This is a genomic window from Pseudomonas sp. Mn2068 (assembly GCF_049319725.1).
Taxonomy (GTDB): Bacteria; Pseudomonadota; Gammaproteobacteria; order Pseudomonadales; family Pseudomonadaceae; genus Aquipseudomonas; species Aquipseudomonas gingeri.
On record NZ_JBMOUG010000012.1, the window covers coordinates 43206 to 57691 of the forward strand.

Genomic DNA, 14486 nt, shown 5'->3' on the forward strand with positions numbered 1-14486 from the left:
AAGCAGGTGTTCAGATAAAACTAGAGGCTGGGAGCTTGCCATGTGCTCGCGGAAACCCGCTGACACACAGCAAACAACCAACCTCATAGCGCAATCGCTGATTAGCGACGCAGACCCAGGCGACCGATCAGAGCGCTGTAACGGCTCACGTCCTTGCCTTTCAGGTAGTCCAGCAGCTTACGACGCTGGTTAACCATGCGGATCAGACCACGACGGGAGTGGTGATCTTTACCGTTGGCCTTGAAGTGACCTTGCAGTTTGTTGATGTTGGCGGTCAGCAGTGCAACCTGCACTTCTGGCGAACCAGTATCACCAACAGCTTGCTGGTAGTCGGTAACGATTTGAGCTTTTTCTTCAACGCTGAGAGCCATGAGGCAATCCTTTTATCAGGAAACTGTTTCAGGAAAACAGTTTCAACAGGCCAGGGACAAATCCCTGTATCTATAAATGAGTAGTGACCGTGCCTGTTGACAGCCACCCTCGCCAGCCCGCTGTGACACGGGCTGGTTCCGGTCATTCTGACCGAATCAGTCGACGCGGCGCGATCCGCCCGTCTTCGCTCACTTCACCGATACCGATAAAGCGACCGTTGTGATCCTGCACCCGTACCATGCCGAACTTCGGCGCATCCGGGGCACGTACCGGCTGGCCGTTGAGCCAGTAGAACGCACTGTGTTCCGAGAACTGCAGCAGCGGCCAGTCCAGCAGGCCACTGTCGGATGGCATCAGGAAGCGGTCGACCGCCTCGTTGCCACCTTCGGCATGCACCGCTTCCAGCTCTTCGAGCGTGACCGTCTGCGCCAGGGTGAAAGGTCCGGCCTGGGTCCGTCGCAATTCAGCAACGTATGCGCCACAGCCAAGCTTCTCACCGATGTCCTCAACCAGGGTACGAATATAGGTCCCCTTGCTGCAGTCCACCGCCAGTCGGGCAGTATCGCCTTCGCTGGCCAGCAATTCCAAGCGCGCAATAGTAACAGAACGCGGTTCGCGCTCCACTACTTCCCCCGCACGGGCCAACTTGTAAAGCGGCTGTCCGTCACGCTTGAGCGCCGAGTACATCGGCGGTATCTGACTGATTTTCCCACGAAAATCCGGCAGGACCGCTTCGATATCGGCACGACCAACGGTCACCGGGCGCGTCTGCAAAACCTCGCCTTCGGCGTCCGCGGTGGTGGTGGTCTTGCCCAGTTGCATCAGGGTTTCGTAACCCTTGTCGGAATCGAGCAGGTATTGCGAGAACTTGGTCGCCTCGCCGAAGCACAACGGCAGCACGCCGGTGGCCAACGGGTCGAGACTGCCGGTGTGACCGGCCTTCTCGGCGTTGAGCAACCAGCGAACCTTCTGCAGTGCCGCATTGGAGGTAAACCCCAGCGGCTTGTCGAGCAGGATGATGCCACTGACGTTACGACGGATACGTTTGACCTGAGCCACCGCTTACTCCCGGCCGTCTGCTGGAAGGTTGCCTTCTGGCGTCGCGTCGCCGACATGCTGGCTGTCTTCGGCCACGGCACGCTCGATCAACGCCGACAGGTGCGCACCTCGCACGACGCTTTCGTCGTAGTGGAAGTGCAACTGCGGCACGCTGCGCAGCTTCATCTCGCGGGCCAATTGCATGCGCAGGAAGCCTGCCGCCGAGTTGAGCACCTTGATGCTCTGGGCGATATCGTCCGGGTTGTCCTGGCCCATCACGGTGATGAAGATCTTCGCGTGGCCGACGTCACGGCTGACGTCGACAGCGGTGATGGTGACCAGGCCGACGCGCGGGTCCTTGACTTCACGACGGATCAGCTGTGCCAGCTCACGCTGCATCTGATCGCCGATACGTTGGGTACGGCTGTATTCTTTTGCCATGTCTTGTTACCTGTTACTGCCCCACGGTGAAACCCGTGTGGTCTGAAAGCGGCAAACGCCCGGCCTGGCAGAAGCCGGACCGGGCGTTGCGTTTAGAGTCCGGCTGACGACCCGCGCAGCGAACTGCGGTGGGCCATCATGGCTCTTGAAGTGTGCGAGTCAGAGGCTGCGAGCAACCTGAACCTTCTCGAAGACTTCGATCTTGTCACCGACCTTGACGTCGTTGTAGCTCTTCACGCCGATACCGCATTCCATGCCAGCACGCACTTCGGAAGCGTCATCCTTGAAGCGGCGCAGGGATTCCAGCTCGCCTTCGAAGATCACGATGTCTTCACGCAGTACGCGGATCGGACGGTTACGGTGCACGGTACCTTCGATCACCATGCAGCCGGCGATCGCGCCGAATTTCGGCGAGCGGAACACGTCGCGGACTTCGGCCACGCCCAGGATGTTCTCCCGGACGTCGCTGCCCAGCATACCGGTCAACGCTTTCTTGACGTCTTCGATGATGTCGTAGATCACGTTGTAGTAACGCATGTCCAGGCCTTCCTGCTCGACGATCTTCCGTGCGCCAGCATCGGCACGCACGTTGAAGCCGAACAGTACAGCGTTGGAGGCCAGTGCCAGGTTGGCGTCGGACTCGGTGATACCACCGACACCGCCACCGACGACGCGCACTTGCACTTCATCGTTACCCAAGCCGTTGAGCGCACCTTGCAGTGCTTCCAACGAACCACGGACGTCGGATTTGAGGACGATGTTGAGCGTCTTCTTCTCTTCCTGGCCCATGTTCTCGAAGATGTTTTCCAGCTTGCCGGCATGGGCGCGAGCCAGTTTGACTTCGCGGAACTTGCCTTGACGGAACAGAGCCACTTCACGGGCTTTCTTCTCGTCGGCCACCACGCTCATCTCGTCGCCAGCGTCCGGGGTACCGTCCAGGCCGAGGATCTCGACCGGAATGGAAGGACCGGCTTCCTTGATCGGCTTGCCGTTCTCGTCGAGCATGGCACGTACACGGCCATAGTTCGAACCGACCAGGACCATGTCGCCCTGGCGCAGGGTACCGTCTTGAACCAGCACGGTGGCCACCGGGCCACGGCCCTTGTCCAGACGCGATTCAACCACGACGCCACGACCAGGAGCCGAAGGCGTTGCCTTGAGTTCCAGGACTTCGGCTTGCAGCAGAACGGCTTCGAGCAGTTCGTCGACGCCAGTACCGACTTTCGCCGAAACCGGAACGAACGGCGTATCACCGCCCCACTCTTCCGAGGTCACGCCATGAACCGACAGTTCGCTACGGATGCGATCGAGGTCGGCACCCGGCTTGTCGATCTTGTTCACCGCGACCACCAGTGGAACACCGGCCGCGACTGCGTGCTGGACGGCTTCGATGGTCTGCGGCATCACGCCGTCGTCCGCCGCAACCACCAGGATCACGATGTCGGTCGCCTTGGCACCACGGGCACGCATGGCGGTAAACGCCGCGTGACCCGGGGTGTCGAGGAAGGTGACCATGCCGCGTTCGGTTTCAACGTGGTACGCACCGATGTGCTGGGTGATGCCGCCGGCTTCGCCAGCCGCTACCTTGGCACGACGGATATAGTCGAGCAGGGAAGTCTTGCCGTGGTCGACGTGGCCCATGACGGTCACGACCGGTGCACGGGAGAACGCCTCGCCTTCGAACTTCAGCGACTCGGCCAGGGAATCTTCCAGGGCGGTGTCGCTGACCAGGGTCACCTTGTGGCCCAGTTCTTCAGCAACCAGCTGGGCAGTTTCCTGGTCCAGTACCTGGTTGATGGTGGCCGGGGTACCCAGCTTGAACATGAACTTGATGATTTCAGCAGCCTTGACCGACATCTGCTGGGCGAGATCGCCGACAGTGATGGTCTCGCCGATCTTCACTTCACGCACGATAGGGCCGGTTGGGCTCTGGAAACCGTGGGCGTTGCGTTTCTTCAGCTTGGCCTTGCCGCGACCGCCACGACGGAAACCGTCGCTCTCTTCGTCGGTAGTGCGCGGCGCCACGCGTGGCGCCGGAGCCTTTTCCTTGACCGAAGCGCGATGCGGAGCATTCTTGCGCTCGCCATCGCCACTGCCGCTACGACGATTGCTATCGTCGGCGCGAGGCTTGTCCGGACGGCGTGGTTCTTCACGCTTGCGGGTATCGGCAACCGGTGCAGGAGCGGCAACCGGGGCCTCACGCACAGGTTCGGCAGCCACGGCCGGAGCGGCAACCGCTTCAACCGAAGGTGCGGCAACCGGAGCAGCAGCAGGCTGGTGACGCGCTTCTTCTTCGGCGCGACGCTTGGCTTCTTCTTCAGCCTTCTGGCGAGCCGCATTTTCTACGGCACGACGTTCTTCCAGCTCGCGCTTGCGCTCGGCTTCGATTTCTTCAGGGCTGCGTTGCACGAAGACTTTCTTCTTGCGTACTTCAACGCTGATGCTCTTGCTACCCGCGACACGCAGGGTGCTGGTGGTTTTGCGCTGCAGAGTGATCTTGCGCGGTTCTTCCACTTTCGCCTTGTGGCTGCTCTTCAAGTGAGTCAGCAAAGACTGCTTCTCACTATCGCTCACACCTTCATCGGCGGCGGTGTGCGGCAGACCTGCCTCACGCATCTGCTGCAACAGGCGCTCTACCGGTGTTTTGACCTCATCGGCCAGTTGTTTCACCGTGACTTGCGTCATGCACTTCTCTCCTCAGGCCGCGCCTAATTACTCGAACCAGTGGGCTCGGGCGGCCATGATCAACTTGCCGGCACGATCGTCGTCGATGCCGTCGATGTCGAGCAGATCGTCAATAGACTGCTCGGCCAGGTCTTCGCGGGTAATTACGCCGCGCACCGCCAGTTCCATCGCCAAATCCTTGTCCATACCCTCAAGCGAGAGCAGGTCTTCGGCCGGATGGGCGTCTGCCAGCTTTTCCTCAGTAGCGATGGCTTTAGTCAACAAGCGATCCTTGGCACGAGCGCGAAGCTCGTTGACGATGTCTTCGTCAAAGCCGTCGATGTTGAGCATTTCTTCCAACGGTACGTAGGCAATCTCTTCCAGGCTGGTGAAACCTTCATCGACCAGCACCTGTGCCAGTTCTTCGTCGACTTCCAGCTCGTCGATGAAGTTGCGCAGGATGTCACCGGTTTCTGCCTGTTGCTTAGCCTGGATGTCCGATTCGGTCATCACGTTCAGGGTCCAGCCAGTCAGCTGGCTGGCCAGACGCACGTTCTGACCGCCGCGACCAATGGCCTGAGCCAGATTGTCTGCGCCGACGGCGATGTCCATGGCATGGGCATCCTCGTCAACGATAATTGCCGCGACTTCGGCCGGCGACATGGCGTTGATCACGAACTGCGCCGGGTTGTCGTCCCACAGGACGATATCCACACGCTCGCCACCCAACTCGCCGGACACAGCCTGGACGCGCGAACCGCGCATGCCGATGCACGCGCCCTGCGGGTCGATGCGCTTGTCCTTGGAGCGCACGGCGATCTTGGCACGCGAACCCGGATCACGGGAGGCGGCCATGACTTCGATCAGCCCTTCGGCGATTTCCGGCACTTCGATACGGAACAGCTCGATCAGCATTTCCGGCGCGGTACGCGACAGGATCAGCTGAGGGCCGCGGTTTTCGGTGCGGATTTCCTTGAGCAGTGCACGAACCCGTACACCGACGCGGAAAGTCTCGCGGGAAATGATGTCTTCACGAGCCAGCAGTGCTTCGGCGTTGTTACCCAGGTCAACGATGACGTTGTCGCGGGTGACCTTCTTCACGGTGCCGGAGATGATTTCACCCAGGCGCTCGCGATAGGCGTCGACGACCTGAGCACGCTCGGCCTCGCGGACTTTCTGCACGATGACTTGCTTGGCGGTCTGAGCAGCGATGCGACCAAACTCGATGGACTCGATCTTTTCTTCAACAACATCGCCGACTTGTGCGCCAGGATGGGTCAACGCGACCTTGCTCGGCCAGGTTTCCACAGCCGGATCGTCAAGATCGGCTTCCTCGACGACAGTCCAGCGACGGAAAGTCTCATAGGCACCGGTGTGGCGATTGATTTCCACACGCAGGTCAACTTCGTCTTCAAAGCGTTTTTTGGTAGCCGTGGCCAGGGCCACTTCCAGTGCTTCAAAAATCACGCTTGCCGGTACACCCTTTTCATTGGATACCGACTCAACAACCAGCAATACTTCTTTGCTCATCGTACGCCTCGCCTTTCGCAAGCCATTGGATCCGCGGGATCCGCGTCTCAGTCAAAACTGGGAATAATGTTGGCCTTGTCGATCAAATCGATCGGCAACAGGAACTCGTGCTCTTCTACCTGCACCACGATGTCCTGCTCTTCCACTCCGCGCAGAAGGCCCTGAAAATTACGTCGACCTTCAAAAGGCGAGCGCAACCTTATTTTCACTTGTTCGCCGGCATGCGAGGCAAACTGTTCAAGGGTGAACAGCGGGCGTTCCATGCCAGGAGAGGAAACTTCAAGGGTGTATTCAGTGGTGATCGGATCTTCGACATCCAGCACGCCACTGATCTGGCGACTGACAATGGCGCAGTCATCCACCAGCACACCGCCTTCTTTATCGATATAAACGCGCAACACGGAATGGCGGCCTTGAGCTGAAAACTCGATACCCCAGCATTCATAGCCAAGGGCCACGACCACCGGGGCCAACAAGGCCTGCAACTGTTCTAGCTTGCTCGACACCTGAACCCCCTCGTGCATGTATGTGCATGCTATTGAAATAAACAAAAAATGGGCGAATCGCCCATCCCTGAAACGCCGTCGAACAGCGGCGTCATAAAGTGTCCAGCTAACAAAAAGCCCCTGAAAAGGGGCTCCGCTAAAACTGGTTGCGGGGGCCGGATTTGAACCGACGACCTTCGGGTTATGAGCCCGACGAGCTACCAGACTGCTCCACCCCGCGACAAAGCTGGGGCGGAAGTATACGACCGATCCCTTACAGGGTCAATGTAACCTTCCACCTACAAGAAAGCCCGCAACAGCGGGCTCTCCTGATAATTGGTACCGAGAAGGGGACTCGAACCCCTACACCCTATGGGCACAACCACCTCAAGGTTGCGTGTCTACCAATTCCACCACCTCGGCAATACAACGTTTACAGCATGAAACCCGTTTTACTTCTGCTCAGGAGCTGGAGGTACGTCAGTCGCTGGAGTAGCCGACTTTTGCTCCTGGAGCACCGGTACATCGTCAGATGCCGGTTTTTGCTTTGGCGCTTCCAACACCGCCGGGCTTGGCAAACCTACTTGAGTCAGCTGGTGAGCTTTCTCTTTAGCAAAGTAACCTAACCCTAAGCTGGTTATGAAAAAAGCTGCGGCAAGTATAGCAGTAAACTTACTAAGAAAGGTAGAGGAACCTTGGCTTCCGAACACAGTATTTGAAGCACCTGCTCCGAAAGACGCACCAGCGTCCGCACCTTTACCCTGTTGCAGCAATACCAGGGCAACAACGCCCAGCGCACCCAACAGATGAAGAACGACTACGACTGTTTCCAGCATTTTTTCAGTTTCCCGCGGCGCGACAAATCGCACCGAACTCATCTGCATTCAGGGACGCTCCACCAATGAGCCCCCCATCGATATCCGGCATGCCGAACAGTTCGACCGCATTGGCCGCCTTCACGCTGCCGCCGTATAGAAGCCGCACACCTTGTGCGACCTCAGAATTCTCTGCCGCCAACTGCGCGCGAATGGCGGCGTGCACATCCTGCGCTTGTTGCGGCGAAGCTGTCAGCCCGGTGCCAATGGCCCAGACTGGCTCGTAAGCGATGACAGCCTTGGAAAAAGCACCGACACCCAGCTCTTCGATGATACTGCCCAACTGACGCGAAACCACTTCCATCGTCTTGCCGGCTTCACGCTGCTCCTGGGTTTCCCCTACACAGAGCACCGGGATCAAACCACAAGCCTGCGCTGCCGCGAACTTGCGATTCAGGGTGCGATCCGTCTCGCCCATGATCAGGCGACGCTCGGAGTGCCCCACCAGTACCAGGGAGCAACCCGCATCGACCAACTGGCTCGGTGCAATCTCTCCGGTCAAGGCGCCCTGCATGGATTCCATCGCAGAGTTCTGCGCGCCGACCGAGATCGACTTGCCTTTCAAGCCATCAATCACTTGATTGATATGCAGGCAAGGCGGGAATACCGCGATATCAACACCGCTCGGCAAGGCCAGGTTGCGCAGGCCCTTGATCAGCTCAGCGACGCTGGCGCGGGTACCGTGCATCTTCCAGTTACCAGCTACCAATGGACGACGCATGCTGTACCTCGCAGGTCAAAGTGGGCGCAGATGTTACCCAACCAGATCATCACTGGCAAGCCGAATTCAGGCGCAAACTTCAGCAACCAGTTTTGCCAGGACTTCGGCATGGCCACGAACCGAAACTTCGTCTTCGCCTTCGACCATCACGCGCACCAGCGGCTCGGTGCCCGACTTGCGCAACAGCACGCGCCCACGGCCCTGCATGGCCTCGGTCACGCGCTCGCACGCCGCCACCACCTCGGGATGCCTGACCGGATCGACGCCACCGCCGAAACGGACGTTGAGCAGCACCTGCGGGCATTTGCGCAGCGCCTGGCGCGCCTGGGCCAGGCTTTCGCCACGACGCCGCACCGCCAGCAGGGCCTGCAAGGCCGCGATAATCGCGTCACCGGTGGTCGTGTTGTTCAGGCAGAGGATGTGTCCGGAGTTTTCACCGCCTATCAGCCAGTTGCGCTCGAGCAGCTCGGCAATCACGTAGCGGTCGCCGACATTGGCGCGCACGAACGGGATATCCAGCTCCTTGAGCGCCAGCTCGAGCCCCAGGTTGCTCATCAGGGTGCCGACCACGCCGCCATTCAATTTATTACGCTCGGCGAGATCCCGGGCAATGATGAACACCAGTTCGTCACCATCGACCACGGCGCCGGTGTGATCGACCATCAGCACCCGGTCGCCATCGCCATCGAAGGCAATGCCCAGGTCCGCCTTCTCGGCCAGCACCGCAGCCTGCAGCGGCTTGATATGGGTCGAACCGCAGTTGTCATTGATGTTCAGCCCGTTGGGCTGCGCGGACAGGGCGACGACCTCGGCCCCCAGCTCGCGAAACACGCTCGGAGCGACCTTGTAGGTGGCGCCGTGGGCACAGTCGAGCACGATCTTCAGGCCCGCCAGGTTGGTCCCGGTCGGCACACTGCTCTTGCAGAATTCGATATAACGACCGGCCGCGTCATTGATCCGCGAAACCTTGCCGAGCTTTTCCGAATCGACCACGGTCATCGGCGCATCGAGCAATTCCTCGATCATCAGCTCGACCTCATCCGGCAACTTGGTGCCTTCACCGGAGAAGAACTTGATGCCGTTGTCGTCATGGGGGTTGTGCGAAGCACTGATGACAATCCCCGCCTCGGCGTGGAAAGTCCGTGTCAGGTAGGCGATGGCCGGCGTCGGCATCGGCCCCAGCAGCATCACATCGGCGCCCGCGGCCGACAGGCCGGCTTCCAGGGCGGACTCGAACATGTAGCCGGAGATACGCGTGTCCTTGCCGACCAGTACGCGGCAGGTGCCCAGCTTGCGGAACGCCATGCCGGCAGCCCAGCCCAGCTTGAGCATGAAATCAGGGGTGATCGGGTATTGCCCGACGCGACCGCGAATACCGTCGGTGCCGAAATATTTCTTTTTCATAAGTGCTCCATCATTCTTATTCAGCAGCTTCAACGGCAGCGATCATGCTGACGACGTCGACCGTCTCGGCCACATCGTGCACTCGCAGAATCCGTGCTCCCTTGCTCATCGCCAGCGCCGCCAGCGCCAGGCCGCCGTACAGGCGCTCGCCTACCGGACGCCCGAGGGCCTGGCCTATCATGCTCTTTCGCGAGACGCCAACCAACAGTGGCCGCCCCAGTACGTGCAGGGCCTCCATATGCTTGAACAGGCTCAGGTTATGCTGCAGATTCTTGGCAAAGCCGAATCCCGGGTCAAGGATGACCCGCTCGGCCGGAATCCCCGCCGCCTCGCACTGACGCATGCGCTCGGCCAGGAAGGCCCTCACCTCTTCGGTGACGTTGTCGTAGTGCGGATTGTCCTGCATGTCGCCCGGCTCGCCGAGCATATGCATCAGGCACACCGGCAACCCGGTTGCCGCCGCCGCATCCAGCGCGCCATCGCGCCGCAGGGCACGTACATCGTTGATCAGCCCCGCACCGAGACGCGCCGTTTCGCGCATCACCGAGGGCGTCGAGGTATCGACCGAAATGACCACATCCAGCTCACGATGGATGCGCTCGACAATCGGCGCCACCCGCTCCAGCTCTTCCAGGGGCGATACCGCACGCGCCCCGGGCCGGGTCGACTCGCCACCGACATCGATCAGCGTCGCGCCGGCCTGCACCATGCCCTCGGCATGTCGCAATGCCGCATCCAGCTGGCTGAAGCGCCCGCCATCGGAAAAGGAATCGGGAGTGACGTTGAGAATGCCCATGACATGCGTCCGGGCCAAATCAAGAACCCGGTTGCCGCAAGGCAACCGGGTCGAGGACTGAGCAGAAGTCATTTCAAACCTTAGTGATCAGCCGCAGGGCCACCGATCGGCGTCTCGGGACGCTCGTTCTGCACTACGGGCGGAGTGCCCGAAGTACCCGAACCACCTTCCCAGTCACGCGGCTCGCGTGGTGGGCGACCGGCCATGATGTCGTCGATCTGCTCGGCATCGATGGTCTCGTACTTCATCAGCGCATCGGCCATGGCGTCGAGCTTGTCGCGGTTATCGGTGAGGATCTGCTTGGCCGTGCCGTAGCACTGGTCAATGATGCTGCGTACTTCGGAGTCGATCAGCTTGGCCGTTTCGCCCGAGAAACTGGCATTCTGGCCACCGCCGCCACGACCCAGGAACACTTCCTGGTCTTCCTCGGCATACATCAGCGGACCGAGCTTCTCGGACAGGCCCCACTTGGTGACCATGTTCCGCGCAATCTGGCTGGCACGCATGATGTCGTTGGAGGCACCGGTGGTGACACCGTCGAAGCCCAGGGTCATCTCTTCGGCGATACGGCCGCCGTACAGCGAGCAGATCTGGCTGATCAGGGCACGCTTGGACAGACTGTAGCGATCCTCTTCCGGCAGGAACATGGTCACACCCAGCGCACGACCGCGCGGGATGATCGAGACCTTGTAGACCGGATCATGCTCGGGCACTACCCGTCCGACGATCGCATGACCGGCTTCGTGGTAGGCAGTGTTCTGTTTTTCCTTCTCGGACATGACCATGGATTTGCGCTCGGCGCCCATCATGATCTTGTCCTTGGCCAGCTCGAATTCCTTCATTTCGACGATGCGCTTGCCGGTACGGGCAGCGAACAGCGAAGCCTCGTTGACCAGGTTGGCCAGGTCGGCACCGGAGAAACCCGGGGTACCACGGGCAATCACCGCCGGAGCGACGTCATCACCCATTGGCACCTTGCGCATGTGCACCTTGAGAATCTGCTCGCGACCACGGATATCCGGCAGGCCGACCACCACCTGGCGGTCGAAACGGCCTGGACGCAGCAGCGCCGGGTCAAGCACGTCGGGACGGTTGGTCGCGGCAATGACGATGATGCCGTCATTCATTTCGAAACCGTCCATCTCCACCAGCAACTGGTTGAGGGTCTGCTCACGTTCGTCATGACCGCCGCCCATGCCGGCACCACGGTGACGACCGACCGCGTCGATTTCGTCGATGAAGATGATGCAAGGCGCGTGTTTCTTGGCCTGCTCGAACATATCGCGAACGCGGCTGGCACCGACACCGACGAACATCTCGACGAAATCGGAACCGGAAATGGTGAAGAACGGCACTTTCGCCTCACCGGCGATAGCCTTGGCCAGCAAGGTCTTGCCGGTACCCGGAGGACCGACCATCAGCACACCGCGCGGGATACGACCGCCCAGGCGCTGGAACTTGCCCGGATCACGCAGGAACTCGACCAGTTCGCCCACTTCTTCCTTGGCTTCGTCGCAACCGGCAACGTCAGCCAGGGTGGTTTTCACCTGGTCTTCGGAGAGCAGGCGCGCCTTGCTCTTGCCGAAACTCATCGGGCCGCCCTTGCCGCCCGCACCGCCCTGCATCTGGCGCATGAAGAACATGAACACCGCGATGATCACCAGGATCGGGAAACTGGCTACCAGCAACTGGGTCCAGATGCTCTGCTGCTCAGGCTGCTTGCCTTCGACCACGACATGGTTGTCCACCAGGTCGCCGATCAGGCCGTTGTCCTGGATCGCCGGGCGGATGGTCTTGAAGCTGTCGCCATCGTTGCGCTTGCCGGTGATCACGTAACCGTCCACGGCAACGCGTTCGACCTTGCCATCCTTGACCTGCTGGATGAAGTCGGAATAGTTGAGGGTCTGTGGCTCGTTAGGGCTGGAGAAGTTGTTCATCACCGTCACCAGGACAGCCGCGATGATCAACCACAGGATCAGATTCTTTGCCATATCGTTCAATTAACTACCCTCTGAAGCTAGCTCCGCTTGTGGCGCGCGCTTCGCATGATATTCACCGGCATAACTTACTACATTACCTACAGCTTCGCAGGCGCCGTCTGTAACCCTTTGTGAAACATTGACTACACAATATTCGCTTATGTTCACGAGGCGAAATGCGAAATTCCTATCGCCCCGGTCAAAAACCCCGTTTTACTCGGTGCGCCCGCGGAAACCACGGCCCAGCAGGTACTGCTCGCGGGACCGATCGCGGGACGATGCCGGCTTGCGCGTCTGCACCTTGTCGAACTGCTTGCGGAAGTTCTTGTGGTACTCGTCGAAGCCTTCGCCCTGGAAAACCTTGATCAGAAAATCACCACCGGGACGCAATACGCGCCCGGCCAGATCGAGTGCCAGCTCGCAGAGGAACATCGAGCGCGGCATATCCACTTCGGGCGTACCACTCATATTGGGGGCCATATCGGAAATCACAAGGTCAACCTCGGAATTTCCGACAGCTTCGAGGATCTGCGCCAGTACCGAGTCCTCGGTAAAGTCGCCCTTGATGAAGGTCACATCGGGGATGCTGTCCATATCGAGGATATCGGAAGCGATCAGTCGCCCCTGCCCGCCAATCAGACGACTGGTCACCTGGGACCAGCCACCCGGCGCGGCGCCGAGGTCGATCACGCTCATGCCCGGACGGATGATCCGGTCCTTCTCCTGGATTTCCAGCAGCTTGTAGCTGGCACGGGAGCGGTACCCGTCTTTCTGTGCCATCTTGACGAACGGGTCGTTGAAATGTTCTTTCAGCCAGTTAAGGCTAGTCTTGGAACGGGCCACGGGGCACCTCGAAAAAATTGTCGAATCGCGATTAACTGGGCGGTCCCGGACTCGCTCGGGTAAACTGGCCGCCGCTTTTTACAAGATCAGACGCAGGGGTCAGATTATGCCGCTCACTCAAGAGCAGAAGAAACAGTACAAATCCATTGGCCACCATCTGAAACCAGTATTGACTGTGGCTGACAACGGTTTGACTGAAGGTGTGTTAGCCGAACTCGAACGCGCATTGAGCGATCACGAGCTGATCAAGATCAAGCTCAATATCCTCGATCGCGAAGCGCGCCTGGCGAACATCGCCGAGCTGTGCAAGGTCGGCAAGGCGGACCTGGTACAGGTCATCGGCAAAATGGCACTGGTTTATCGCAAGAATTTCAGTGTCAACAAGCAACTGTCGAACGTTCACCGTTTCAAGTGATGTAGACAAGGGTCAAGGGTACGCTTCGCGTGCCCTGCCACTCTCGCCGGGAACCGGCTGCAGCACCAGCACCAGGCCGGACAGGCCAAGCACCAGATAACTGAACAGTTGCCAGCGCAACGCCTCCGGCTGCCAGTGGCGCACCGCAAGATACATCCCGCACGCATACAACGCCATCAGCAGCAACTGCCCGCGAATATCGCGCCACAGGCTTGCCCGCCCCTTGGCCTGGACCAGCACCAGGACCTGCACGATCACGCAGATCGCTGCAAATCCCACCAATAAAGAGCCCAGCAGGCCGCCGATCTCGTCGATCAGCAGCGGTGCCAGGCCGATCTGCGCCAAAACCGGCAACAGCCCCACATGCAACAACCACAGGCCGCCGACCCAGAGCATCTGGGCCAGTTGCCAGAGCATGGCGCCCGCACGCAGCGGACGCCGCCGTTCAGATATGGCGGACTTCGACAATCTCGTACTCGATCACGCCACCGGGCGTCTTGACGGTCACGACATCGCCTTCTTCCTTGGCGATCAGGGCGCGAGCGATGGGCGAACCCACCGAAATCTTGCCCAGCTTGATATCAGCCTCATCCTCACCGACGATGTGGTAGGTCACGCTTTCGTCGGTTTCGACGTTGGCGATCTCGACCGTGGTGCCGAAAATCACCTTGCCGGTATGCGGGATGGTCGTGACATCGATGATCACCGCATTCTGCATGCGGCCTTCGATATCACGGATCCGCGCCTCGACCATACCCTGCTGCTCGCGGGCAGCATGGTATTCGGCGTTTTCCTTCAGGTCGCCCAGCTCGCGGGCCGTGCCGATGTCCTGGCTCAGCTTCGGACGGACGACCTTGGTCAGGTGAGCGTGCTCCTCTTCCAGGGCCTTGGCGCCCTGCACGGTCATTGGGTACTTGGTTATG

The 14486-nt window shown here is 59.9% G+C and carries 15 protein-coding genes and 2 tRNA genes; 1 reads left to right on the top strand and 16 read right to left on the bottom strand.

Going from position 1 to position 14486, the window contains the following annotated elements; all coding sequences use genetic code 11:
• Nucleotides 1-101: 101 nt before the first annotated feature.
• The 14 genes from rpsO to rlmE all read right to left on the bottom strand — a co-directional run bounded on the left by rpsO (nucleotide 102) and on the right by rlmE (nucleotide 13148).
• Nucleotides 102-371: a 30S ribosomal protein S15 gene (rpsO, locus tag ACL9RJ_RS23650; protein ID WP_002555121.1), complete on the bottom strand. Its 270-nt coding sequence runs from the start codon at nucleotides 369-371 to the stop codon at nucleotides 102-104.
• Nucleotides 372-513: 142 nt separating this feature from the next.
• Entirely contained in the window at nucleotides 514-1431 is a 918-nt protein-coding gene (truB, locus tag ACL9RJ_RS23655) for a tRNA pseudouridine(55) synthase TruB (protein WP_017126821.1), read from the bottom strand.
• 3 nt (nucleotides 1432-1434) lie between these two features.
• The gene (rbfA, locus tag ACL9RJ_RS23660; RefSeq protein WP_017126820.1) at nucleotides 1435-1851 is read right to left on the bottom strand and encodes a 30S ribosome-binding factor RbfA; all 417 of its coding nucleotides are present in this window, start codon (nucleotides 1849-1851) and stop codon (nucleotides 1435-1437) included.
• 159 nt (nucleotides 1852-2010) lie between these two features.
• A complete protein-coding gene (infB, locus tag ACL9RJ_RS23665) occupies nucleotides 2011-4536 on the bottom strand; it encodes a translation initiation factor IF-2 (protein ID WP_178990754.1) in 2526 nt (841 codons plus the stop codon).
• A gap of 27 nt (nucleotides 4537-4563) precedes the next feature.
• The gene (gene nusA, locus ACL9RJ_RS23670) at nucleotides 4564-6045 is read right to left on the bottom strand and encodes a transcription termination factor NusA (protein ID WP_017126818.1); all 1482 of its coding nucleotides are present in this window, start codon (nucleotides 6043-6045) and stop codon (nucleotides 4564-4566) included.
• A 47-nt stretch (nucleotides 6046-6092) separates the two neighbouring features.
• Nucleotides 6093-6551, bottom strand: a complete 459-nt coding sequence (rimP, locus tag ACL9RJ_RS23675; RefSeq protein ID WP_042935593.1) for a ribosome maturation factor RimP — start codon at nucleotides 6549-6551, stop codon at nucleotides 6093-6095.
• A gap of 143 nt (nucleotides 6552-6694) precedes the next feature.
• Nucleotides 6695-6771, bottom strand: a tRNA-Met gene (locus ACL9RJ_RS23680).
• A 96-nt stretch (nucleotides 6772-6867) separates the two neighbouring features.
• Nucleotides 6868-6953, bottom strand: a tRNA-Leu gene (locus tag ACL9RJ_RS23685).
• A gap of 29 nt (nucleotides 6954-6982) precedes the next feature.
• Entirely contained in the window at nucleotides 6983-7366 is a 384-nt protein-coding gene (gene secG / locus ACL9RJ_RS23690) for a preprotein translocase subunit SecG (RefSeq protein WP_083875367.1), read from the bottom strand.
• Nucleotides 7367-7370: 4 nt separating this feature from the next.
• Complete coding sequence (gene tpiA / locus ACL9RJ_RS23695; RefSeq protein ID WP_042935547.1) at nucleotides 7371-8126, bottom strand: triose-phosphate isomerase; 756 nt, start codon at nucleotides 8124-8126, stop codon at nucleotides 7371-7373.
• Nucleotides 8127-8192: 66 nt separating this feature from the next.
• Entirely contained in the window at nucleotides 8193-9530 is a 1338-nt protein-coding gene (glmM, locus tag ACL9RJ_RS23700; RefSeq protein WP_177085914.1) for a phosphoglucosamine mutase, read from the bottom strand.
• A 16-nt stretch (nucleotides 9531-9546) separates the two neighbouring features.
• On the bottom strand, nucleotides 9547-10398 hold the full coding sequence (gene folP / locus ACL9RJ_RS23705) for a dihydropteroate synthase (RefSeq protein WP_177085916.1): 852 nt from the start codon (nucleotides 10396-10398) through the stop codon (nucleotides 9547-9549).
• Between the two features lie 8 nt (nucleotides 10399-10406).
• Nucleotides 10407-12317 carry an ATP-dependent zinc metalloprotease FtsH gene (gene ftsH / locus ACL9RJ_RS23710; RefSeq protein WP_017126813.1) on the bottom strand — a complete coding sequence of 637 codons (1911 nt, stop codon included), beginning with the start codon at nucleotides 12315-12317 and terminating at the stop codon, nucleotides 10407-10409.
• A 201-nt stretch (nucleotides 12318-12518) separates the two neighbouring features.
• Entirely contained in the window at nucleotides 12519-13148 is a 630-nt protein-coding gene (gene rlmE / locus ACL9RJ_RS23715) for a 23S rRNA (uridine(2552)-2'-O)-methyltransferase RlmE (RefSeq protein WP_017126812.1), read from the bottom strand.
• Nucleotides 13149-13254: 106 nt separating this feature from the next.
• On the opposite strand from rlmE, the gene ACL9RJ_RS23720 reads away from it, so the two are divergent.
• A complete protein-coding gene (locus ACL9RJ_RS23720; RefSeq protein WP_017126811.1) occupies nucleotides 13255-13563 on the top strand; it encodes a YhbY family RNA-binding protein in 309 nt (102 codons plus the stop codon).
• A gap of 12 nt (nucleotides 13564-13575) precedes the next feature.
• Here the strand turns inward: ACL9RJ_RS23720 and ACL9RJ_RS23725 are convergent, their stop codons facing one another.
• Complete coding sequence (locus ACL9RJ_RS23725; protein WP_017126810.1) at nucleotides 13576-13980, bottom strand: hypothetical protein; 405 nt, start codon at nucleotides 13978-13980, stop codon at nucleotides 13576-13578.
• Nucleotides 13981-14008: 28 nt separating this feature from the next.
• Nucleotides 14009-14485, bottom strand: coding sequence for a transcription elongation factor GreA (gene greA / locus ACL9RJ_RS23730; RefSeq protein ID WP_042935590.1), 477 nt, complete (start codon nucleotides 14483-14485; stop codon nucleotides 14009-14011).
• Nucleotide 14486: the final 1 nt, after the last annotated feature.